22 protein-coding genes are annotated in these 24,195 nt (G+C 38.3%); 11 read left to right on the top strand and 11 right to left on the bottom strand.

What is annotated here, in order from left to right:
- Positions 1 to 231: 231 nt before the first annotated feature.
- The 8 genes from DK846_RS10675 to DK846_RS10640 all read right to left on the bottom strand — a co-directional run bounded on the left by DK846_RS10675 (position 232) and on the right by DK846_RS10640 (position 8,682).
- Positions 232 to 1,383 (bottom strand): molybdopterin molybdotransferase MoeA, encoded by a 1,152-nt coding sequence (locus DK846_RS10675; RefSeq protein ID WP_245926525.1) that lies wholly within the window; start codon positions 1,381 to 1,383, stop codon positions 232 to 234.
- A 267-nt stretch (positions 1,384 to 1,650) separates the two neighbouring features.
- Positions 1,651 to 2,514: a class I SAM-dependent methyltransferase gene (locus DK846_RS10670; RefSeq protein WP_109968941.1), complete on the bottom strand. Its 864-nt coding sequence runs from the start codon at positions 2,512 to 2,514 to the stop codon at positions 1,651 to 1,653.
- Between the two features lie 25 nt (positions 2,515 to 2,539).
- On the bottom strand, positions 2,540 to 3,421 hold the full coding sequence (locus tag DK846_RS10665) for a class I SAM-dependent methyltransferase (protein WP_109968940.1): 882 nt from the start codon (positions 3,419 to 3,421) through the stop codon (positions 2,540 to 2,542).
- 425 nt (positions 3,422 to 3,846) lie between these two features.
- Positions 3,847 to 4,653, bottom strand: a complete 807-nt coding sequence (locus DK846_RS10660; RefSeq protein WP_109968939.1) for a Rossmann-like domain-containing protein — start codon at positions 4,651 to 4,653, stop codon at positions 3,847 to 3,849.
- 3 nt (positions 4,654 to 4,656) lie between these two features.
- Positions 4,657 to 5,691: an ATP-binding cassette domain-containing protein gene (locus tag DK846_RS10655; RefSeq protein ID WP_109968938.1), complete on the bottom strand. Its 1,035-nt coding sequence runs from the start codon at positions 5,689 to 5,691 to the stop codon at positions 4,657 to 4,659.
- Positions 5,688 to 6,380 (bottom strand): GTP-binding protein, encoded by a 693-nt coding sequence (locus tag DK846_RS10650; RefSeq protein WP_109968937.1) that lies wholly within the window; start codon positions 6,378 to 6,380, stop codon positions 5,688 to 5,690. The genes DK846_RS10655 and DK846_RS10650 overlap by 4 nt, the downstream gene beginning before the upstream one ends.
- Before the next feature lie 130 nt (positions 6,381 to 6,510).
- Positions 6,511 to 7,125, bottom strand: coding sequence for a Fe-only nitrogenase accessory AnfO family protein (locus tag DK846_RS10645; RefSeq protein WP_109968936.1), 615 nt, complete (start codon positions 7,123 to 7,125; stop codon positions 6,511 to 6,513).
- Between the two features lie 510 nt (positions 7,126 to 7,635).
- A complete protein-coding gene (locus tag DK846_RS10640) occupies positions 7,636 to 8,682 on the bottom strand; it encodes an ABC transporter substrate-binding protein (RefSeq protein WP_181391730.1) in 1,047 nt (348 codons plus the stop codon).
- 253 nt (positions 8,683 to 8,935) lie between these two features.
- Between DK846_RS10640 and DK846_RS10635 the strand changes: the two genes are divergently transcribed.
- A complete protein-coding gene (locus DK846_RS10635; protein ID WP_181391729.1) occupies positions 8,936 to 9,985 on the top strand; it encodes a class I SAM-dependent methyltransferase in 1,050 nt (349 codons plus the stop codon).
- 45 nt (positions 9,986 to 10,030) lie between these two features.
- Here DK846_RS10635 and DK846_RS10630 read toward each other — a convergent pair whose 3' ends face one another.
- Positions 10,031 to 11,104, bottom strand: a complete 1,074-nt coding sequence (locus DK846_RS10630; RefSeq protein ID WP_109968933.1) for an ABC transporter substrate-binding protein — start codon at positions 11,102 to 11,104, stop codon at positions 10,031 to 10,033.
- Positions 11,105 to 11,427: 323 nt separating this feature from the next.
- Here DK846_RS10630 and DK846_RS10625 point away from each other — a divergent pair, with 323 nt between their 5' ends.
- The 7 genes from DK846_RS10625 (at position 11,428) to DK846_RS10595 (ending at position 18,752) form a co-directional block, all read left to right on the top strand.
- Complete coding sequence (locus DK846_RS10625; protein ID WP_109968932.1) at positions 11,428 to 12,999, top strand: ABC transporter substrate-binding protein; 1,572 nt, start codon at positions 11,428 to 11,430, stop codon at positions 12,997 to 12,999.
- Between the two features lie 16 nt (positions 13,000 to 13,015).
- Complete coding sequence (locus DK846_RS10620) at positions 13,016 to 13,981, top strand: ABC transporter permease (protein ID WP_109968931.1); 966 nt, start codon at positions 13,016 to 13,018, stop codon at positions 13,979 to 13,981.
- Between the two features lie 8 nt (positions 13,982 to 13,989).
- Complete coding sequence (locus DK846_RS10615; RefSeq protein ID WP_109968930.1) at positions 13,990 to 14,820, top strand: ABC transporter permease; 831 nt, start codon at positions 13,990 to 13,992, stop codon at positions 14,818 to 14,820.
- 65 nt (positions 14,821 to 14,885) lie between these two features.
- A complete protein-coding gene (locus DK846_RS10610; protein WP_181391728.1) occupies positions 14,886 to 15,761 on the top strand; it encodes an ABC transporter ATP-binding protein in 876 nt (291 codons plus the stop codon).
- The gene (locus DK846_RS10605) at positions 15,746 to 16,438 is read left to right on the top strand and encodes an ABC transporter ATP-binding protein (RefSeq protein WP_109968928.1); all 693 of its coding nucleotides are present in this window, start codon (positions 15,746 to 15,748) and stop codon (positions 16,436 to 16,438) included. The genes DK846_RS10610 and DK846_RS10605 overlap by 16 nt, the downstream gene beginning before the upstream one ends.
- Positions 16,439 to 16,583: 145 nt before the next feature.
- Positions 16,584 to 17,342: an ATP-binding protein gene (locus tag DK846_RS10600; protein WP_109968927.1), complete on the top strand. Its 759-nt coding sequence runs from the start codon at positions 16,584 to 16,586 to the stop codon at positions 17,340 to 17,342.
- Positions 17,343 to 17,534: 192 nt separating this feature from the next.
- Positions 17,535 to 18,752, top strand: coding sequence for a molybdopterin molybdotransferase MoeA (locus DK846_RS10595; protein WP_245926524.1), 1,218 nt, complete (start codon positions 17,535 to 17,537; stop codon positions 18,750 to 18,752).
- Here the strand turns inward: DK846_RS10595 and DK846_RS10590 are convergent.
- Positions 18,746 to 19,348 (bottom strand): CopG family ribbon-helix-helix protein, encoded by a 603-nt coding sequence (locus tag DK846_RS10590; protein WP_109968926.1) that lies wholly within the window; start codon positions 19,346 to 19,348, stop codon positions 18,746 to 18,748. The genes DK846_RS10595 and DK846_RS10590 overlap by 7 nt on opposite strands.
- Positions 19,349 to 19,548: 200 nt before the next feature.
- Here DK846_RS10590 and DK846_RS10585 point away from each other — a divergent pair, with 200 nt between their 5' ends.
- Entirely contained in the window at positions 19,549 to 19,758 is a 210-nt protein-coding gene (locus DK846_RS10585; protein WP_109968925.1) for a TOBE domain-containing protein, read from the top strand.
- 364 nt (positions 19,759 to 20,122) lie between these two features.
- Positions 20,123 to 21,826 (top strand): histidine kinase N-terminal 7TM domain-containing protein, encoded by a 1,704-nt coding sequence (locus DK846_RS10580; RefSeq protein ID WP_109968924.1) that lies wholly within the window; start codon positions 20,123 to 20,125, stop codon positions 21,824 to 21,826.
- A 188-nt stretch (positions 21,827 to 22,014) separates the two neighbouring features.
- Here the strand turns inward: DK846_RS10580 and DK846_RS10575 are convergent, their stop codons facing one another.
- Positions 22,015 to 22,224 carry a TOBE domain-containing protein gene (locus DK846_RS10575; protein ID WP_109968923.1) on the bottom strand — a complete coding sequence of 70 codons (210 nt, stop codon included), beginning with the start codon at positions 22,222 to 22,224 and terminating at the stop codon, positions 22,015 to 22,017.
- 904 nt (positions 22,225 to 23,128) lie between these two features.
- On the opposite strand from DK846_RS10575, the gene DK846_RS10570 reads away from it, so the two are divergent.
- Positions 23,129 to 24,187 (top strand): ABC transporter substrate-binding protein, encoded by a 1,059-nt coding sequence (locus DK846_RS10570; protein WP_109968922.1) that lies wholly within the window; start codon positions 23,129 to 23,131, stop codon positions 24,185 to 24,187.
- Positions 24,188 to 24,195 lie beyond the last annotated feature (8 nt).

Below are 24,195 nucleotides of genomic sequence, written 5' to 3'. Positions count from 1 at the left end.
TCTTCAATATTTCCCTCATACCGGACACTAACCCCGCTAAACCCGCCTTTGATATTTGATCCATCAAAGGCATCCAGTCCACCTGCCGGAACAACCCATCCACTGGAGTTGAATACAGCAAGGGATGTAGCCTATATGTATAGTACTTTCTGTTTTTTATTATCCGGAACAGATCCAATTAGATCTTACATTGACAATCATGACATTATAATATCCAATGCTAAATATTCATCACGATGATTCCGATCTAATCATAAGAACCTGAACATTGGTTCCGGATTCAATGGTTGGAGTACCACTCGGAATATGAATAATTGCATTAGCCCTGACTCCCATCATCTGGCCAAATCTCCGTTCAACCGGAGTTATCAACATCTTTCCTTCATGCTGATGGGCTGAGACTAAGAGAAACATATCAAATCCTCCATATGATGATACAGGAGCAGTTAATTCACCATTGACAAACGTACCTTCCGGAATTGGTGCACCCCACTGTCTAAGCAAGGGATATACAAGTTTGTATAAAATGATCAAAGCCCCAATCGAAGGGCCAGGCATCCCAAATACCGGATTTCCGTTAACATTCGCTAATGATACCGGTTTTCCCGGTGCCATCGATACTCCATGAAACAGAAGAATTCCTGAATTGTTTAAGGCATCAGCAGTGAAATCCTTTGAACCTGCAGATGAACCACCAAAAAGCAGAACCATATCACAGGTTTCACTTAAACGTAATAGTTCTTCTGATATTGCATCCAAATCATCGGGAATGACCGGAGCAATTACCGGCGTGATTCCAAATTGTTTGAGATAAGCAGCAATAACATAGGAATTACTATCCACAATCTGACCAAACAACGGGTTTTTATCAGGTGGGACAATCTCATCTCCGGTGGCAATAATCCCGATTTTCCAGCTTTTTACACTGACTTCCCTGATTCCGTAGGTAAGGAGGGCACCAATATCATAAGGGATGAAAAGATGTCCAGCCTCCATGACCAGATCTCCTTTTTCAACATCTGAACCTGCCGGGATTGTATTTTGATATGGTGTTACCTGAATATGGATTCGATATCGGCCTTTTGAAATGTGTATAACCTCTTCCATTGGAACGACAGCATCAAAGCCATCAGGGAGAGGCAATCCGGTATTTACTCTTGGAGCATTCACTTCTACTGGTGTTTCCTTTGTGGCTCCGGTTGTTTGTGAGCTCACGACTGCTATCCCGTCAGGTCCTGATAAAAGATGAGGGGGGTTCGTTCTGTTTGAATAAACTGGTGACGCTAGAATTCTGCCGGGAATATCTATTGCTTTAATCGTCTCCTGTGAACCAAGCTTTGGAAATGTCTCGAGCATCATTGTTACTGCCTGTGACATTGGCATAAGTTTTGAATGATCAAATGTACGTGGAATGCAAATCACCTCAATGTAAAGGAACAGTTAATAAATCATCATAATATTTGAAGACCTGTTTCACTGTACAAACTCTAAAGATAAATATAAACTTCAATAAGTATCAATATGCCGAGTTGAAATTCAGAGCAGGACAATATGTAGTTGATAATAAAGTTGCAATAATCTTTCATAGTATTGAAAGATAAAAAAGACACAACATTTGCTAACTGAAATCATCTGAAAAAATAATCCAGATTATTTTTGAATCTGCCAGACCATAGAACCACTAAACATCTCATAATCAGAATTTGACATTCCATTTTTAGACATCTTTTTATAATATTCTTGTATCTGGTGTTTCATATCTTCTGACAAATCCCTTCTCGTCTTCAGGGAGTCAATAGTCTTTTCTGCTGCCTCTGACCAGGGTTCCTCATATTTCATGTTTCTATGAGCAAACCTTACAATTGGATGAATACCAAGTGAATAAAGGTACATAAACGGGTAGATAAATGCAGAAGCAAAGGAGTTCATTTCAGGCACTTCTTTCAGGATCTGAACATACACTTCTGCTGGGATTTTTGGCGGATCTTTGCGGATAAACCCACTAAAATAACAATAATCACGAGAACAGGCAACCATGCGGTTAAATGATTCAACATCTCTGATACTGGGTGTTTTTGATGCAATTACCAGATCAAAAGAATTGCGCAAACCCAGTTTGTCAATATCAACCGTCCACCATGATGTCTCTATGGTTTTAATAGACAGGCCCTTTTGTTCAGCAGTCTCACTGAGTCGCTCAAGCATTCCATGCGAGATATCCAGTGCAGTAACATGAGCACCAGCCTGAGCTAACGGAAGCGAAAGAGATCCCGGCCCGCATCCGATATCAAGTACTGTGGCCCCTTTTGGCGTGAAACCGGCTTCTTCTAAAATATCAAAAAACTCTTTATTCTTTTTCTTCTGCCTGTCTTCATCACCATCTTTTCCAAAATTATGTGATCGTTTATTCCAGATATCAGCCTGAATGTCGTCTGAAATTGAATCCAGAGTCAGCAGAGATGATGTCCAGCATTCGGTCCAATATTGGATAATTTCAGTTTGATCTTGGTCCATATTCAAATTCACTCAATGTTATAGATTATATTTTACACTCTGCTGAATCTATCTTCTTCTGTTTATCCCAAACCATCATGGCATATGTTGTTACAGACTCCTCATAGTACTTGCCATCAGTTCCATGTTGAACAAGATATTTCCGAATAGTAGTTTTGACCTGCGGATCATCAATTTGAGAACCTAAAAAATGCGATGCAATAACGTCTGTCATCTCATCTATTGTTGTCTCATTTTTCCAGCTGTCCTGAGAAATCACAATTTCCGGATGATATCCCTGGAGATACAGGTACATAAAGGGAAGATAAATTCCATGGACTCCTTCAAGATACTCTGAATTGAAAAGCATTTTATGAAGATCATAATAGGCCTTATCCCATTTTCGGTTTACCCATCCGCTGTAATAACATACCCTTCTTGATGCATTCATCATGAGATCAAATGTCAGGGGATCACTGACAGCTGGAGTCATTGAACCAATAACCAGGTCAAAACTGTTGCGAAAACCCTCCTTATCAAGATCAATCTCATCCCAGGATTTTTTCATGATGCGAACAGGAACGTTCTCTTTATCTGCCCTCATCTTCAAATTTTTGAGCATACCTTCTGAAAAATCTATGGCAGTTACTCTGGCTCCTAGTTTTGCGAGTGGAATCGAGAACGAACCAGTTCCGGCTCCAATATCAAGAACCTCTGCTCCGTTTAATTCCAGGCCGGTTGTTCTTATCAGATCGAAGACTGTTTTTACCCGGTCTTCTTCTTTCTCAGGCGATCTGTTCTTTGCAAACCTGGAAGACATGGCATCCCAGAAGGTTGATTGAAAAGAACCACGATTTTTATTGTGCTTAGTTGACTCAAGCCAGAAATCTGCCCATAACTGACTATTTTTTTGTGTTACTTCATCCATTTTTCTTATCCCATGATATTTTTTGGTTAAACTGTAACTGTAAATAATGAAATATTGGTGTCTTTTTCAGTTTTTCTCTCTTTTCGATATATGATCTCATCCATGATATCCTGTTTGATCTATTCTCTTACATCTTCAGGTAGATCTTTTAAACAGAATGGAATTTACATCCAGATTTAAATCGATTTAATAAATCCTCTGAAGAAGGAGGATTTCTTGGGATATCCTTTGGATCAATTGAAATATCAGCAAATCTTGCACTTGAGAGGAGATCCTGAAAGTCTGATGATGAGCCTTTTTTCAGATTTAATGTGTATCATCTAAAAAAAGACCATTCGGGCCGATACCAGCCATGGTCCTATCGAAACATGATTTCAGACACTATTTCATCTGATATGGGAGATCCCAGGCCTGAACCAATCTCCCTACATTCCGGGTTTAAGATATTCTACCCTGGTAATTGCTTCCGGAGCCTGACAGAGACAGTATCCATTTTCAGATCCTTTATGAATCTGCTTGACTCTTTCAGGGTCGATAACAACATGGCCTGAAATATCAGTCACACCATAATCAAAGAATACTGAAGACAGGGTCGAAGTCATACCAGTAATAATTACTCCGGTGGCATTCTTGGATAACTCAAGAAGCCTGGGCATATTCTTTTCTGATATTGCACATGCGGTCAAAAATGCATAATCGCACTCTGGCAGCAGGTATTCACATGCTGAAAGCGGATACCCAGTATCAGAATAACTTCTCAATGGTGCATCCCATTCAATAACACTCATCTCACAAACAGGAGCAAATAATTCATTAAGCAGCCGGGAATACCCAACAACGCAGACTTTCTTGTCTTTTACAAGATTCTGATATTTGATAAATGGATCTTTAAGTCGCCCTTTGATTTGATCATTGACATTCTTCGATGCTGCAATATCAATTCCTGCCTTTTTAGCAGTAGTTGGGTTGTTATAGTAGGCGTTAAGTGCTGCATGACCAACTGCTGCTTCCCTGAAATTCCAGGATTTTACGCATTCAGCAACTTTTTTTAGTGGCATTCCGATAAGATTTCCAGTCAATGTTGGAGCACGTTGACTGTAATAATCCCTGAATGTTGAGAGGCCCACACCGCCATCTGCCTCAACATATGTCGCTCCTCCACCAACTATGACATCATCTACTACAATATCATCTGGAATTCCTTCAACTAATTCATCATATAATTTCATCATAATTTAATTCTCCATAAATTCGGGAATGCTCTCATTTGCAATAACTCCTCCTCCACGAAGCTGATTGCGGATATCAAGAAGGATGGAATCAATTGCTTCAATCTTCAGGAGTGTCAGTTCCTCATCAGGTGCTGTTTCAATAACTTTTGCAATACCGCCATTTTTGATGACAATTCGTTTATCAGCACGAAGGGCCAGAAGAGGATCGTGTGTCGACATGAGGACTATCTTTTCATTGCCCACGAGGAGTTTGATTGCTTCCCGCCTGTCAATTCCCGCATTTTCAAGTTCATCAATGAGGATAATCGGGGATGAACTTAATAGAGCGGTGTCGGCGATCATCAGCGATCGTGACTGACCACCTGATAACTGTGTAACTTTCGTGTCTAATGTGAATTTCTCACCTGCAAGGGAATTGGCTACTGCAAAACATTTTTCCACGATCTCAGAGGATCCTGATATCATCCGGCTCTTAGCATGCATCTCGAGAAATTCCTGAACAGTTAAATCCATGACAAAATTCATGTTCTGCGAGAGCTGGGCTACCAGTTTTCCTCCTGTGGAAAATCTCTTCGTAAAATCAGGAACCGCTCCATTGATAAGTATCTGCCTTGTCGTTGGAGTATCCCTTTGAGCAAGACATTCAATATCCTCAAGCAGCCGGCTTTTACCCGCCCCGGTAGGACCTACAATACTTACAACCTCCCCGGCTGTTATCGTCAGTTCCACTGTTTCAGGCATTCCCAGTTTATTATTTCCACCAAGAATTGTTATTGAAGAGATCGTTTCAATTGTATCACTTTTTCTGGAAAATGCCTCAAGAAACGCACGAAAATGGGATATAACTTCTCCACGATCAAGCCCGAATTCTGCCAGGATATCTTCATCAACAGTTTGTAATATTTCAGGAAATGTTTTTGTTTCATCAACCCTGTCAAGCCGTATATTTGCCAGATAATCTACTGCCAGAGGATACCGGCGAAGAATATCACCAATAGGTACCGTTGAGATCTCAGTTTCAAAATCAGAATCACTCATGCGTCGTCAAACACCATCCGTTTAACCATTCCCATCTGGTATCTCTCTCCGATATGGATCTCACCGGTACAATATGAACAAATTGCAGCAGGCATGGTAAACCTGATCTTTCGTTCACGAAGCGTTTTGATATCAAGTGCATCCTGCCAATATCGAGAAAGAATAAACGCCCCCTGCCCGGTTATCCCGTTTACAAATAATACAGTTGCTTTCGCATTGACCTCTCGAATATTAAAGGCAAAGACCTCGCGTTCTGCCTGGGAAACAATATCTCCTTTGGTGACTACAACAATGTCAGCATACTTCAGCATCGGACCTATTTTTCTCGGAGTATTAACACCGGAGAGGTTATCTATGACACAAATCGAGAGAATACCATACACATGCGGGGAGCATCTGTTACATAGACCTGCACTTTCTGATACGAGAATCGAGAAATTTTTCTTCATTCCCCATTCAACTGCCCCTTCGATGTTACTAACAAAATGATGATCAGGGCATATTTTTCCAGAAAATGTTGTTTGATTCGGGATTTTATTTTCATTATAACGCTGGTGATCAAAAGAGGTAAGTGAGTCAAATTTTACAACACCTACACTCTTTTCCGGTAAACCAAGGGCAATTATTGTTTTGATAATTACAGAGGTTTTTCCCGAAGACGGAGGCCCCGCTACGGTAATTAATTTCATAATATTTCTTTTTTATAATTTGGTGATATAATGTATAATATTTACTTAAAATTAATATTTTTAAGTATTAATTTTAATTGTAAGTGATAAAAAGTCAGAGAAAATAAAAGGATATAGATTAAGGCGGATATTACATATCCTTCGTTAGTACCAATCGTACCTCTTCTGGTCCGAAATTTTCGGCCTGCATGGAAAAACATCCGGATTTCAACTCATGAGTGATCCACGGTGGAACATGAGAACACACCACCTCAAGTTTTTGATATGCACCGGTTTGTATAAACTTTAGAAGTATCTGCTTACTACTTACATCAGGTCTTATTGTATGCATCTCTATAAGAGACAGATAATACTGTCCTGGGGAGATCTCAACAGGAGATGGAATATCTGTTTTCTTTGATTGTTGCAATATATCCTTCTCTTCCTCATCCAAGACCTGATCTAGAAATTCATGAGGCCTTCCTGAAATCTCCCATACATCAAAATGGGCCTTTTCCAGTTCATAAAATACGATACCTTTTATAGCCTTTGCAACAAAAATTTTACAATCTCCAAGGAATGATACGAGTCTTCTTGCTTCCTCACGAATCTGAATCATACCCTTATTTTGGTCAAGATAAAAAGGCATAACCCTGACTGGTATCCAATATGATGACTCCTTGGAATAGATTGTAATAACACCAGGATCTGTAAGTGTAGTTGTTATTCCGTCATAGGTATGCATTACTGCAATTTGTGATATCATATTTCCTCTTTATGTCCAGTCTCCTCACGCTTGATAGAATTTTAATATAAAATTATAGGGTATACATAAATCATATAGAAATAATTACTTAAATAAATATATCAATTAAAAATAATGTATTATTAAGAGTCAAATAAATTTAAACCGATTATAAGGCGACTCTTCAATAATGATAACTTTTTCCGGAAACAATACAGATACATTCTGAAGACGGGTTAAATCAGGTTATAAATAAAAAAGGAACGAAATAACTATTCAATATCAGGAATTATCAATGGACTTTCCTATCACCGGTATTGTCATCGGATTAAAGGTGCCGAAGTTGGGATTCCGGATATCAATTACATTTTTTTCCTTCAGATATTAAATACAATAACTGAAGCTAAGGCTATTCTTGCTATCCTATTCATAAGCACTATACACAATGGTGTAAATAGTCTGGATTATTCCAGAATATGTTGATTATACAATAATTCGTATTCCCTTTTACGATACAAACACAAAAAAAGATTAGGGATTTAATATTTTCTTGATTTGATCATCATCGAGTGAGATATGATAAAATATCTTGTGATACTCTTTGACCAGACTTTCAAGATCCATATCTTTGAAATATTCCGGATATAGCGTTTTTGCAGTCCAGGGAATACCTATAATCTGATTCATTCCGGTTGGGCGGTCAAACCAACTGTACGCAGTGGATGGGATGAAGTATACTCTTCCGTTTTTCACAGCATTTATTCCCTGCCAGGTTGGGTCGCTTTTTACTGAGGCATAGAACTGTGGATCAGAAGCCAGAATGACATCCGGGTTCCATGAAATGATCTGCTCCATTGAGACTTCAGTCATCCCCTGTCCTGTTGGAATTGCGAAATCTGCAACATTTATACCGCCAGCGATATCAATAAGAGCTGCATGATTTGACCCTTTTGGATCTGTTTGAACTCCCTTTGCACCTTCTGCATAGTAAACTTTGACCTTTTTATCTTCAGGGATTTTGGCTGCCCCTTCTTTTACCTGCGATACCACTTTTTTATAAAATGCTACCATATCCTCAGCCTGTTTCTCTTCTCCAAGGAATTTGCCCACATACTGAACAGGCTGGACAAACATACTCTCATTCAGGATATTCGAAGTTTCAGATATAGCGACAACCGGTATTGGGTCAAGTTTCTTCTGCTCATCATCAATAGTTGAACGTTTTACTTCCCCACCAATACCAATCGCTGAACCTATAATAACCACATCAGGTTTCATTGATTGTAATGTTTCATCACTGACTCGTCCGATTACCGGGAGATTGGCATATTTATCAGGGAAATATCCAGCCCCGGGCATTGAATTCCATGCCCCCAGTTTATCTGGTGCAACCATATAAACGACCATCATTGCCGGCAGCCAGTTACAAAGAACGGTACTAATTTCAGACGGAACCGTGACTACTCGTCCGGTCATATCAGTGACTGTCTTGGTATTGTCTGCTAAGGCAAATGTCGTACCGAATCCTGAGATTACCACAAGGATTACGATTAAAATGTGAAATATTTTATTTCTCAAAAGTATTCACCACATAAAATTAATAAAATCAACTGAATGTTGATATAATATATTAGATATTACTATTAAATAAAGATCATTTTTTAATTAAATAAGTTCACCCGAATTTTACATCTCAATTAATGATTTATTTTAAAAATCAAACATAGATTGCAAACATAAAACGAACAATGTATTAAAACACCCACAACCAATTTAAATGTTAAAGGTTCAAAAACTAAATCACAACTGTTTAAATAAAGACTTAAAGATTATGAAAATTGATACAATCTTAAAAGACAATCATCTTCCCTCTCTTATGGACCAGACTTTCGATCAATCATATCAACGGATTGAAGATATTGTCGATGGGCTTAGGCAGTATCGAGTATTACTCTGGGCTGTTCAGTCAGGTATTGCCGACGTACTAACCGACGAGGGACCAATGGAATCAGATCTTCTGATTCAAAAACTAGGATATCATCCAGAGCCCGCTCATCTATGGATTGAAGCTCTGGTAGAGAGTAAGATTTTGGAAAGATCAGAAAAGACGGTCTGGTTATCCCAGGGCATTTCCCGTTATCTCATATCAAATAGCCCCTTGTATCAAGGAGATACAATAAAGTACATATCAGAAGCAATTTGGGGAAATGAAGCCGATTTTTTCTCGGTTGGAATTAAACACGATATATCAGAGGACAAAATTAATCCGGATTTTCTTCGGGTACTCTCACAGCGTAGTATGAGAGGAGAATTACAGGATGTATCAAGGGTATTATCACAAAAGAAAGAATTCTTAAATGCACGGAGACTTCTGGACATTGGAGGAGGGCATGGTATGTATTCTATTTCATTCTGTCAGCAAAATCCAAATCTTTCAGGAGTAATTTTAGACAGGCCTTCAATAATCCAGTTCACACAGGCGATGATTAACCATTACATGATGGCAGATCGTATCTCTGTTGTTTCAGGAGATATGAATACTGATCTTCCAGGATGCGGGTATGATCTAGTTTTTGCTTCCCACATTATCTACGGAATGAAAGATCCTGCCTCATTTATAAACCGAATTTACCAGAAGATAAATATTGGAGGTATATTTATCTCAAATCATAAATTTGATGATGACTGGGTTCTATCAGATACAAATCTGTTGTCTGCTCTTGAAACTGCCACCAGAAGAATGTATCACCAGATGATACCAGAGAATGAGTACAATACATTAATTCAGTCTACGGGCTTTGTTATAAAAGATGTAATCAAGATAAAGGCAAATACCGGATATACAACATTGCATATCGCAGCAAAAGTAACAAATAGTTAACAATTCATAAAAAGGGAATTTTTGATTCTCTTCTCAAAGATATCATCATCTGCTATGAGTCATAATGGCATTATAATCTTCATCAGTTAGATCATATGCAAAGAATTTCTTGTAATAATCTTTTGCTTCATCCTTTAATGTTTCATTACTAATGATATCTGGATATAACAGGTTCGTTAGCCAAAGAAGGTAGAGATTCGGTTCAATCTGAGATTTATCCCAATAAAATACTCCTATTGGTGCCTGATATACATGCCCTTCTTTCTTTGCCCTAACAGAATCCCATGCAGAAGTATTATTCATAATATCATCATAATTGGTCTTTCCTGTTGGTGAAACGATAATGTAATCAGGATCAAGTTTAAGGATCTCTTCCATGTTAAGGTCAACGGTAAACCCGGGCATTTTATCAGTTACAAATGATCCTCCTGCTTTTCTTATTAAATCCCCATCTCTGGCATCTGCACCCATTGCTTTAATTGGATTAACTTTTGAAAGGACCAAAACTTTCTTTCGATCAGTTTCAGGTATTGTTGATACCTTATCTCCTACCTTCTTAACGGTATCATTAAAGTAATCAATCAACTGCTTTGCAGTATCCTGAGTATTAGTAATCTCGGAGATGATCTGAATATTTTTCATTTCATCGCTTAAATTAGTCGACTTTAACATAACAAGAGGTATACCTGCATCCCGCATCTCTTTTTCATTTTTAAGAGTATACCAACCAAATACTACGTCAGGTTTTAGTTTAAGGAGTTCTTCGATGTTACCCTCATACTCCTGAACCTTATATGTTTCTAGGTTATCATATTCAGGCTGAACTTTAACCTGCATCGGTGTTTTAAAACATAACCCACCAATAAGTTTATCTCCAGCACCAAGGCCCGATAAAACATACGGAGCACTGCAAGCACCATATAAAGCAACTATTTTATCAACAGTTTTAGGTATGACAACGGTATTGCCCATTGCATCTACAACTGTTCTGGTATCCCCTGATTGTGTTTCTGCAGCACTAATAGGGGTGACAGTCAAAAAGACTATCGCAAGAATTGCGAGAATACTTAGTATCGGATAATAATTTGTTTTCCTATTCTTTGGTTTGTCCTTTCCCATACATTATTTTTTTATTGATCATATTATTTCAATTAATCAGTTTTGTTATAAAAAATAAGTTTTAATAATAAAATGTATATGTATTAAAATTCCAGTATTAAATGTATTGTAATATATGAACAACTAATATCTAACATTAACCCATTTTTTAATATATACAAATTATTCTAGATTTATGTACTCTTATTCAATTCGTAGTTTTTAAAAAAGATACATTAATACTAATACATTTAATAATTCAATAAAATAAGTATTACAATTGAATGCAAATAACAATCAATAAATATTTACCGTACAAAATTTATCCCTGTGAACTCAAAACTATGACAAATGTTAGGTCAATAATTTTAGGAATATTACTCATCCTCATGCTTGGATCCATGGGATCAGTCCTCGCTGAGGATAAGGTTTTAAAAATCGGTACCACTGATCAGATTAAATCCCTGTCTCTCTTAAGTGACTATAATCTTGAACAGATCAGCGAAGCCTCAAATCTCCCTTTAACTCAGTTTGATGAAAATGGAAAAGTCATTGGTGCTCTGGCTTCTTCGTATGAGGCTTCACCGGATAATACAGTCTGGACATTTACTCTCGCAGATAATATTTTCTGGAGTGATGGAAAACCGATCACTGGCGAAGATGTAATCTTCTCAATGGAAGTATATGAAACAGATGTCACAGCCAAATGGCTTAAAGAGTTAGTAAAAGATGCCAAAGTAGAGGGAAATAAGGTTATTTATACTCTTAATAAACCATACACAAATCTGGCACAGGATTTTGCAACTCGTGAAATACTGCCAAAGCATATCTGGGAATCTATCGACAAACCTCTGGAATATGCAGATCCAAAGGGATCGTATGTTGGATCAGGACCATTCTATATTGACAGCATAGATCTCAGTTCAGCCAAATTGATCTTTAAGAAAAATCCATACTGGAAAGGCAAACAACCATACTATGACTCTATTGAAGTCTCGTGGTTCAAGAATGAAGATGCAGCATCAAAAGCTCTTCAAAGTGGTGCAGTAGACACATACTGGAAGTATGCTACCTCATTCCCATATGCAAGCATTGATTCGCTAAAATCAACAGGTAACTTCGATATCCTTGAAAAACCATCAAGTGGCCTGACATTCCTTGGCTTTAACCTGAATAAGGAACCGATGTCTGATCTTACATTCAGGACTGCAGTCAGTAAGGCATTGAATTATCCAGAACTGGTAAGTATCTCTACCCTTGGTCACGGAAAGGCTCCGAATTCAGGGTTCATCCCACCAGCGATGAATGATTATGTAGAAACAGATGAACTCCAGTATAATGTGAACGATGCCAAAAAGATCCTCGCTGATGCCGGATACAAGGATTCAGATGGAAACGGAATCATAGAAGGGAAAGATGGAAAAGATATAAAACTTGATTTCCTGATTAGAGACCAGTTTGCCCGGGAAGGCGATCTTGTAAAAGAATATCTTGAAAAAATAGGGGTTGGAGCTGAGATACATGTTGTAGATCAGCAAACCTGGACTGATCAGAAAGATAAATTCAACTATGATATCACCCTGACCCGGACAACTCCATTTGGTATGATCAAGGAAGCAGGATGGGCTACTGCATACTTTGAGAGCAGGATGTTTGGAGGAGGTCAACTTCACACAGTCAGCGATCCAAAATTCCTGGAACTCTGTGACGATTTATTAAGTACCACCGATCAGACCAAGATTGCACAGTCTGCAAAAGAAGTCCAGCAGTATTATGCAGAAAACTTACCAGGAATCGCATTATACTGGAAAAATGATGTCACACCGTATAACAAGGGAATAACCGGATGGTATTCAAATCCAATGTTTGGAATTATGAATGAATTTACCTTCTCCGGTGCTAAACCGGTAGCCTAAACGCATTCCCTTTTTTATGAACATTGCCTCTTTTTTTAGTCTCTTTTTACGGAGGAAATTTCTCAGATATCTCTGTTCTTTTATTGTAGTACTTCTGATCGTCTTTTTAATTCCAAGACTCATGCCCGGAGATCCGGTCATCAATCTGGTTGGAGAAGACGTAATATTGACCCAGTCGGTCATTGCTGAGTTACATGCAAATTATGGTCTTGATAAACCATTATATGAGCAATTTTTAACATACTGCTCACATCTCTCCAGATTAGATTTAGGATATTCGTACCATATGCATGCACAGGTCCTTGATCTTCTCATAAGTCGGGTAGGGTGGACTCTGCTCTATGTCGGGATTGCAGTAATACTGGGAAGCATATTAGGGATTATAATTGGAGCATTTTCTGGTTGGAGATCTGAGACGTTACTCGCAAAATTCTTTTCAGGATTAGCCCTGATGATATCCTCAACTCCGCCATACCTGCTCGGCCTCTTCTTCCTGGTCATATTCGTCTACCATCTGGGATGGTTTCCGTTTAAAGGACTCTATGATACCTTTACAATCACCAGTATCGCTCATCATATTGCATTACCGGTTATCGTGCTAACCCTGTTTTATGCATCACGAAACCTTCTCATCATGCGGGGAACAACCATCACTGAAAAGAATCTGCTCTACCCTCAATTTGCAAAAGCCCTTGGGATAACAGACTCCGAGATCCTCAGGAGACATGTGAGAAGAAATGCTGTAATTCCTCTTATTACTCTCTTTGCACTTGATTTTGGTTTTCTTATATCAGGAGCCCTCTTTATTGAGATTGTTTTCTCGTTAAATGGTATGGGAAGCTTGATCTATGATGCTATTCAGCTCCGGGATTACCCAATTCTGACCAGTTCATTTCTTATAATTTCCCTTCTTGTAATCATTGCCAACATCATTGCTGATATCATTATCCTTATGGTTGACCCGAGAGCACGGGAGGATTGAAAAAAAGAATGACTACAGAGCCCCAAAATCTGAACATAAGCAAACCTCTCATTCTCTCTGTACTCATCCTATTGGTCTTCATCATTGCTGCGTTAATCCCCCAGTATATCGCCCCATATAACCCGGAGAAGAGATTTATTCCATATCTTTCTCCAGGTTCAGATCACATTCTTGGAACCGATGATGTAGGACATGATGTTTTTTCCCTGCTTGTATATGGAACCAGGATTTCATTAATCATCGGTTTTTGTGCAGGAGGACTCTCAATGCTGATTGGAATTTGGGTGGGTGTAATATCAGGATATGTTAAAGGCAGAGTCGATGATATCCTGATGGGGATCACCGATATTGTATTAATAATTCCAAAAATTCCGGTAATTATAGTAATAGCAGCATTCTTCAGACCTAACATCTGGATTTTGATCTGTATTCTCGGTCTTTTTTCCTGGGAAAGCACTGCACGACTTGTCAGGGCAAAAACTCTTCAATTAAGTTCATCAGGATTTGTTCTTTCTGCAAGGTGTCTTGGATTTTCTCCTCATCATGTAATGCTCAGGGAGATTATTCCTGTAATCTATCCGATAATACTTCCTAAAGGAATGCTCATTGTAGCCGGAGCAATGATATCAGAAGCATCACTGTCATTCCTTGGGTTATCTGATCCCACAATGGAAAGTTGGGGAAAAATTATTTCTGACGCCTTTACTCACGGCGGATTTGTCAGAGAAATGTGGTGGTGGGTCATTCCTCCAGCTCTTTGTATAAGCCTTGTAATCATCTCATTTGTCAGAATCGGAATGATACATGAACAACCAGAGCGTGAAAGTGCATTTGAATGAGTCATAACAAACCGGTATTACAGATTAGTAATCTATCTGTGACATTCAGAAATAAAAACGAAGTAATGAGAGCACTTCATGACTTCTCATGTTCCTTGTATGCCGGAGAATGTACCGCAGTAATTGGAGAATCAGGATGTGGAAAATCGGTTGCTGCACATGCTATTTTAAAATTATTTTCAGATAGCACAGAAATAACCGGATCAATCCGATTTGATTCACAGGAGTTGATTACATGTTCAGAGTCCAGATTAAAGGAAATACGGGGAAAAAGAATCGGAATTATATATCAGAATCCGGACCGATCCTTAAACCCGATCTATACAATAGAACGGCAGATGAAAGAACCACTTCAATCTCATAACATCTCAATTCCAGGAGCCATGCGGGATCATATTCTGAAAACTCTGAAAAGAGTAGGCTTTCCTGAACCAGATCAGGCAATGATGCAATACCCATGCCAGAATTCTGGCGGAATGAATCAGAGGGCTGCAACAGCGGTTGTGCTAGGGCTTATGCCCGAGGTTATCATCGCTGATGAACCAACAAAGGGACTTGATAAAGAGCGGTTAGTAGATATTGAATCCTGTCTCATGGGGATAAAAGTGCAAAATCAGTCCCTTCTCCTCATTACTCATGATATACCACTTGCAGAGCGTATTGCAGATACCCTGATCGTGATGTATGCAGGACAGATAGTCGAGGCAGGACCTGCAGATGAGGTATTGTCCTCTCCACTCCATCCATACACGAAAGGGTTATTAAAAAGTCTTCCAAGGAACGGATTTATTCCGATAGAAGGATCTGCCCCACCTCTTTCATCTCTTCCCCCGGGTTGCCGGTTTGCAAACCGGTGTGATTGTGTAACAGAGGTATGCACCCACCAATGCCCTGAAATTACTCTGACAGATACACGTGAGGTACGATGTCATCTGTGTTAATAACAGCAAAAGATATCTCAAAATCCTATTCTTCTGGATATTCGGGGACCAGGCAGAAGGTATTATCCAAATGTTCACTCACAATTCATCAAGGAGAGGTTGTTGGCCTCATCGGCCCGTCAGGTTCTGGAAAAAGCACATTTGGGAGAATTTTATCAGGCCTTGATAGATCTGACAGTGGCTCAATTCATTACAGAGACAGACCTCTCACATATACCATGTGGACACGTGATTACTCAATCAGAAGAAAGATACAGATTTTATTTCAGGATCCTGGAGGTACTTTTAATCCGGTAAAAACCCTAAAAAACTCCTTCTTACAAGTTCTCAAACTTCCCGGCGTAACACTTCCTGATGGAGGTATCACTTCAGTTTTAGAAGATATCGGATTACATGAAGAGATTCTTTCACGCTTTCCTCATGAGATTTCAGGAGGACAGGCTCAAAGGCTTGCACTTGCCAGAATCCTTCTTGTCAATCCTGACCTCATTATTCTTGATGAACCAACGTCGGCATTGGATCTCTCAGTACAGGCACAAATACTCCATCTGCTCAAAAGAATTAAAGAGAAGAGAAATATTTCATATCTTTTTATTTCTCATGATGAAGAGGTTCTTCAATTTATGTGTGACAAAATATTCAAAATGGAGTTAGGCACCATTGTTCCATACCAATGAACATGATATGAATACCAGAACTTTTTTTCACCTATCTGATTCAAGAGAATATTACATTCATTTTTAAATTTAAACAATAAATAACAAAATGATATAATTAAAAGAAAGAAAAACAAATAACCTTAGTACATAAGGATACCTGAATATGAAACTAATAATCTGTGGAAAAGGTGGAAGTGGAAAAAGCACCATCACTTCGCTGCTCGCTCATGAATATGCCAGAACCAATCACAATGTTCTCATTGTCGACACAGACGAATCGAACGGCGGACTTCATAGGTTGCTTGGCACAAAAGTTCCAAAAGATTTACTCCACTATTTCGGAGGAAAACAAGGTATTAAAGAGAAGATGCCATCAAAAAAGCCGGATTGTGCAACAAATCAGCTGTTTGACTGGCCTCTCTCAATTGATACAATACCGGAAGAATATATTTCTAAAAATGGATCTGTTTCATTGGTATCAATAGGAAAGATCACTCATTCAGGGGAGGGATGTGCCTGTCCAATGGGGATGTTATCAAGACAATTCCTCAAATCACTCACCCTGGAAAAGAATGATGTAGTCATCATCGATACTGAGGCAGGAATTGAACATTTTGGCAGAGGAATTGATGCTGAAGCAGATTGTGTTCTTATGGTAGTTGACCCCTCGTTTGAATCTGTGGGTCTTGCCCATACAATAACTTCAATGATCAAAGAACTTGATATGCCATTTTACTATGTTCTCAATAGAGTTACTCCAGAAATCAGTTCAAAAATCCGGAGTAGTCTTGAAAATCCAGAGAATATTATTGCTGAAATTCCAGAAGATTCAAAAATCTTAACGAATGGACTAATGGGAACACCCATTACCGAAGCATATCCTCCGATTCTGACTCTGATAAAAGGAATTCAGCAGGCATAACGACTAAAATCAAATATCTTTTTTTCGATTGAAATTCATCATTTATCAATAGGTATCAACAAAAAAAAAGAAACAGAACCTCTCCAATTACTTGTGTTATCGCCTATGCCATCAAATCAGTGTGACTGATCTGATCTGTGGAACAAATGAAATCTATTAATCGTAAGACGCTGATTTTTAATCAATCCTTAGGTGATTGCAATACCACGAATATGTATCAACTCACAGTTATTATCCTTTGATGAGGCAAAAAGTCTCATTCTATCCTCGTTTAAGTCGCCAAATAACAGAACCAGTATGCCAACTGCAGATTCGTGCGGATATGTCATCGCTGAACCGGTCTACTCACAACGAACTAATCCTCCCCTTATTCTTTCTGGACCTGATGGAATCGCAGTACGTAGTGGTGAAACATCTAACGCTAGCGAGAATAATCCGGTAGAGGTTGAGGCACCACGGGTAAACACCGGGATGCCCCTTCCTGAAGGATATGATGCAGTTATAGCAGTGGAAGAGATAACAGCAGTTACAGACACCAGATCTCTGATTTATAAACCGGTCTCATCTCATCAGAACACCATAGCAAAAGGAGTGGACATCAAAAAAGGCGATCTGCTCTTTGATTGTGGTCATGTAATCAGAGCCTTTGATGTTGGTGCAATGCTCTCATACGGGATTCTTGATGTATCGGTAAAGACCTGGAAGGTTGGAGTCGTTGCAACAGGCGATGAGATAATTTCCCCATATACAGAACCAAAACCAGGTCAGATAGTAGATAGTAACTCATACATGATTGCATCAGCTCTCAGACAGTTTGGAGTTACACCGGTCCTATATCCTGTATTGAATGATGATCCTGATGCCATTTCAGCCGGAATCAAAACCATGATTTCAGAGTGTGATATGGTCCTGATCTTTGGTGGTTCTTCCGCAGGTTCAAAAGATTATACAGTAGACGCAATGGAACAGAGTGGAACGCTTCTGTTTCATGGTGTTGCGATGGGACCTGGTAAACCAGTGACATTAGCACAGGTGAATAATAAACCGGTCTTTGGAATGCCCGGACCATCAATCTCAACCATGGCAGTTCTTTATGAACTGATTTTTCCGCTTCTCTCCGAGTGGTGCGTGCCGATACCTTCACCAACGTACATAAAGGGAATATTAACGAATCCAGTACCTTCAATAGAAGGGTTTGATATTTTCAGACTTGTCAGGGTGAGATCTGAAAATGACAAAACCCTGATAACCCCGGTACCATGGGTATTCGGACATATGATGGGGATTCAAGCAGATGCCATTCTCCACAAGAAAGCAGGATCTGACACATTCATTCAGGGGCAGGAGGTAGATGTCAGGATGGTAGAACCAAATTTTTCTGAACCTTCCTGGATTCATGCATATCAGTGAGATCCCAGGAAAAAAACTGGCGGCTTGTCTTTTTTTCTCATCGAAATAATCCACCTGATTGCTGATGAACCCTTTATCCTACACCCTTTTCGTTTTTTACCATTCGTCTCCATTTCACCCCGGGCAACGGCAAGTGAAACGATGCTTTTCCGCGTACTTGGGAGAACAGATTGATCAAGGAATTCACTCACCAGTGTCTGAGTGTACCATCCATCTGGATCAAGTGAAATAACAGACTGTACCTCTGTCTCGAGTGGGAGATTTTGCCGCATTTTATCCGGATTTTGGCATTGTGGGGTTTGTGATATTACAGGAGAATTTTTTTCCTGAAAATTCTGAGTGCGGGATTGAACCGGTTCCTGACGTAAACAATCTCTGGTTTCAATTCTCTGAATTTTCGCTTCAAGTAGTTCCATCCTCTCTTTGAGAACTGATACATCATCGTGTGAAGAGCGCGAACCATCATCTTTACCAGCCAGGTATTGATCAAGAGCTTCCTCAATAAGAGAACTTCTGCTCTTCCTGGTAACATATGCATAATGGTTCAATTTCTCATCCATTTCAGGGGTGAGAGTGATGTTGTATCGTCGTTTCATGTGTATAGTGTGTATATTACACAATTCTTTTTGTGAAATATATTAATTTCCATTTTTTTCTTTAACGGAGAATCAAATATATCAAACTATAATTGATTCTCATTAATCATTAAACTATCTGGATAACCACAAGTATTAAACAGATAGAGATAGATGCTGTAGTAACTGCTTTACTCAAAGCAGAATGGAGGTATAAAAACATGAAAATCAGCGCTCGCAATGCACTCAAGGGAACAATTAAATCCATCACCAAGGGACCGGTCAACGCAGAAGTTGTAATCGACATCGGAGCAGGAAAACTTGTGACAGCCATGATTACAGCACATGCAGTGGAGAACCTCGCCTTAAAGGAAGGAAAGGAAGCCTACGCAGTTGTCAAGGCAAGCGAAGTAATGATCGCTGTCGATTAATCATATTCAAAGACAAATTTTCAATCGACTTCTAATCCTTTTTCAGGACATGTTGGTGCAATAAGAAACGTGTCCAGGTTTGTTCTCATGAATCAATCGTGTTTCATTCTTTTTCACACATACTCCACACAAAACTTTATATCAAGTAACTACGGATATTGAGTCCTCAAGAGGTATAAACACTTGTAAATACGCTTAAATTTGCACGAAAAGATAAAAAGGTACAATTTAATTGACTAGTATACAAACAATCGGACAATAGCGTATGTATCAAACCTGCGGGATGATTTCAATACCATTTGACATACAGGTTTTTCTTCTGATAGCTTTAATAATAACATTTTGTCACTAAGTTGAGAACTCCATGCAGTTTCAGAATTATCCTTTTTTCTACCTGATGTTTTTATCCGCAATAATTTCAGGAATCATTTCAATTATTACCTGGAACCGCAGGGATGTTCGTGGGTCAGGTATTTTTTCCTTTTACATGTTCCTAATCGCCTGGTGGTCTTTTTTTTATGGTCTTGAAGTAACTGCAATTGATCCAGACCTTCATATCCTTTATCTAAAAATAGAATACCTTGCAATTCCCTGGATACCAGGATGTGTGATATTATTTGCACTGAAGTTTGGTGGATTTAATCATCTTGTAAATAGGAAAACCTGTGCATTAATCTTCCTAGTTCCGGTTCTCACCTTTGTGTCATATTTTACCAATGAATTACACCATTGGTACTATCAGGCAGTAGATGCCCTTACGATAGATGGCCTCACCATTATCTCAATAACACCAGGGTTCATGTACAATGTTCTCTCATCATACATCCTGCTCTCCATAGCATTCTGCCTGGTGGTTTTCTTATATATACTATATAACTCACCCCGTGTTTTTTTTATTCAGTCTTTTTTGTTTGTGTGTATTTTATTTTCACTTATGGCAGGATATCTGTATTATCACTTTATGCCTAGACTATACCCGGATTTTGATATTACTCCTATCGTTTTGGCATTTGCAGGGATAATCCTACTATTTGAAATATTCCAATACCAGTTTTTCGACCTTGTTCATTTTCCACACAGAAAAATATTTGAGCATCTGCATGATGGAATCATCGTCCTGGATACTGTAAACCGGGTTCTGGAGATGAACAATGAAGCAATTACAATGTTACATCTGGAAAATTTATCAATAATCGGGGGTAAATTTGATACAATCTCAACATTTTTATCAGATTTAAAAACTGATCTAACAGGTTTGACTCCGATACATACAACAATCAATCACCTGTATGAAAACAATTCATATTATTATGCTATTGACATGTATCCTGTTTTTGACTCTATTAACCGATTGGAATGCAGATTAATTGTGATGAGAGATATCAGCGAAATAATTAAATCAAAAAATGCCCTGACTGAAGCGGGTAAGAAACTAGGGCTTTTGACTTCAATTACCAGGCATGATATACTCAATCAAATTATGATCATATCATTCTACATCGAGGACATTGCAAATACGTGTAATAATCAGTCTCAAACAATGACAGCATTTGACCGGGTAAAAGATGCAACCACGATGATCAAACAACTTATAAGTTTCACATCGGTGTACCAGGATCTTGGAATTGCAGAACCCGGGTGGTACAAAGTTTCAGATGTTGTACAAAAAGCATGGAAAACCAGAAACGTTCCCCCAACAGTGAGCTGCCATATTGATGCAAATATTGTAATATATGCAGATATGTTACTCGAAAAAGTATTTTTTAATCTTATCGATAATTCGTTAAGGCATGGAAAAGATATCACCTCCATAACCGTCTCATCTAAGATATCAGAAAAATGTGCAGTAATTATCTACGAAGATGATGGAGGGGGAGTCAATTTTGAAAATAAAAGTAAGATTTTTAAAAGAGGATTTGGAGAAAACACAGGATATGGCCTATTTTTGGTAAGAGAGATTCTGGGAATTACCTCTATTACAATAGAGGAGACAGGAATACCGGGAATTGGAGTCAGGTTTGAGATAACAGTTCCACACGGGGGATTTATGGTCCCTGCAGAATCATAATAATCGTTCCTTATTTATTGTTCCTGGTTCGTTGTTTCTGACTCAAAGAGTTACCAAGCAGTCATTTCTTTTTTTAAAAAGTCACAGAACAGGAGATAGTATCAAGGATAGATATTATATTGAATTAATTAAATTCAACATAATATTATAATAGGTAGCTGAGTTTATGTGTCCAAGTGGTTTTCCATTTACTCTACGGCTACCATTACTTCACTAGCCTTGACTACTGCGTAGGCTTCCTTTCCTTCCTTTAAGGCGAGGTTCTCTACAGCATGTACCGTAATTATGGCAGTTACGAGGACTCCGCCTCCAATATCAATGACTACCTCTGCGTTGACCGGACCCTTTGTGATTGATTTGATGGTTCCTTTCAGGGCGTTTCTTGCGCTAATCTTCATTTTTTTCACAGACCTGCTACGAGGTATAGCACAACTAAAACAACATGCAAATATATAAGATTATGCTATGCAAAATAGCATCGTTATAATGGAAATTATTGTCTAATTTTGGATTATTATGTAATTTTAGGGATATTTTCCAAACAGGATCAGAGCATGGCTAGATAAATTCTTACCGAGTAGAGATTTTGCATGAAAATGCATATGAAATTCAAAACAAACCTCATATCGTGGATTTTCATTAGTCAAGCATGAGGCAGCGCCTCATAGGTGTTTTTTATGAAATTGCAATCAAACAAAAGGGATAGGTTATTATAAACTAATTGAATTAAACGAATTATATAAATTAACTAATGTACAATATAATATGAGGTGTGCTCCACCTCACACTCTAAAAAAAATATTTCTTGCAGTACAACTACAAATTTACTCCCTGTCTCATTTACCAGGCAGGGAGTTTGTATAATTGTGTTTTATTTTTCGAAATCCTGTCTTGGATTGTCATATAATATTTGAATTGGAATCCCATTTAATCATATTATTAAGTTATGTTGTACATATAAAGAAGAGTAAATAATAAACTATCATATTTAAAATTAATCAATATAATAAATAAAAAACTAAACTCAATTACAAAAGTAGTTATTACAACATAATATAATGATAATATAGGAGATCTGATCTGACATCAGAATACTCAAAGATATTGCATCCTCACTAATTAATTAATTCGAATTCAAACCTGATTGCCTATAGTAAGATAAACTTTAGTTTAATACCTTATCTTAATATTATTCTTTCAGGATAAATTCGAATGTTTAAATGGTTATTGAGGGATATGTTGTAGCATTTGTATTCACATCTTATCAGATTGTCATGTTGATTCATACTACAAGAGGTAGACATGAGGTATTTTAATTTCAATCAGTCATGTAAGTCTTTGATTGCAGTACTCTTAATTCTAGGATTACTGAGTATTCCCAGTGCGTTTGCTGCATCAACATCATCAGGTCAGACAGGGACGCAAATCGTTACTGATCTAGCCGGAAGAGATGTTACAATCCCCAATCCAATCACAAATATATCCTGCCTTCATCCTATCCCGACATATATGGCATGGCGATTAGCTCCCGAAAAACTAGCCAGCATAGACATGGTTTCAAAATCAAGAACCTATCTTATGTCAAAAGAAGGCCAGAAATTATTCGGAAGTTTACCAGTTACAGGAGTTTATTTTAAGGGTCTAAATAATGAACAGGTGATCTCACTTAAGCCAGATGTAATTGTTTCAATGACAAAGGATCCAAATGTTGATAAAGAACAGGACACTTTCAACATTCCGGTGGTTACGGTCAAAAAAGATACAATTGAAGATTATGAGCCATCATTCAGATTTATGGGTAAGGTTGTTGGAAATGAAAAAGAAGGGAATGAACTCGCTGATTATTGGAAAGATACCATAAACCGGGTAAAAGATGCAAGTTCAAAGATACCAGACGATAAAAAACTAAGGGTATTCTATACAGGAGCAACCTCTAAGACGGTTCCAGGATCTGCAACAATTATGTCCTCAATTGTGAGAGATGCTGGCGGTATTCCATATGCAGATGCAGTAACCTTGAGTGGTGATAAGACAAACGAAGGAATTGAGGTGTCTGTAGAAGACATCATCAAATGGAATCCAGATGTTATCATCGCTCAAAATACCAATGTAACAAATGACATTATGAATGACCCGGTATGGAAAGATACTACAGCCATGAAAAATGACCGGGTATATTGCGTACCTAAATATGAATTCCCTGACGGAATTACATCAATTATCGGTCTTATGTGGGTAACTGAAACGTTATACCCGGATCAGATGCCATTTGATATTCCAAAGGAAACGAGGAATTTCTTCCAAAAATTCTACAAAGTCTCTGATCTTACTGATGACCAGATAGCCATGAAAAATTCATGAGAATGAGT

Origin of the sequence: Methanospirillum lacunae (assembly GCF_003173355.1) — an archaeon.
GTDB classification, from domain to species: domain Archaea; phylum Halobacteriota; class Methanomicrobia; order Methanomicrobiales; family Methanospirillaceae; genus Methanospirillum; species Methanospirillum lacunae.
Note: the sequence above shows the minus strand (reverse complement) of the source record. Positions and strands in the feature narration are given on the sequence as shown.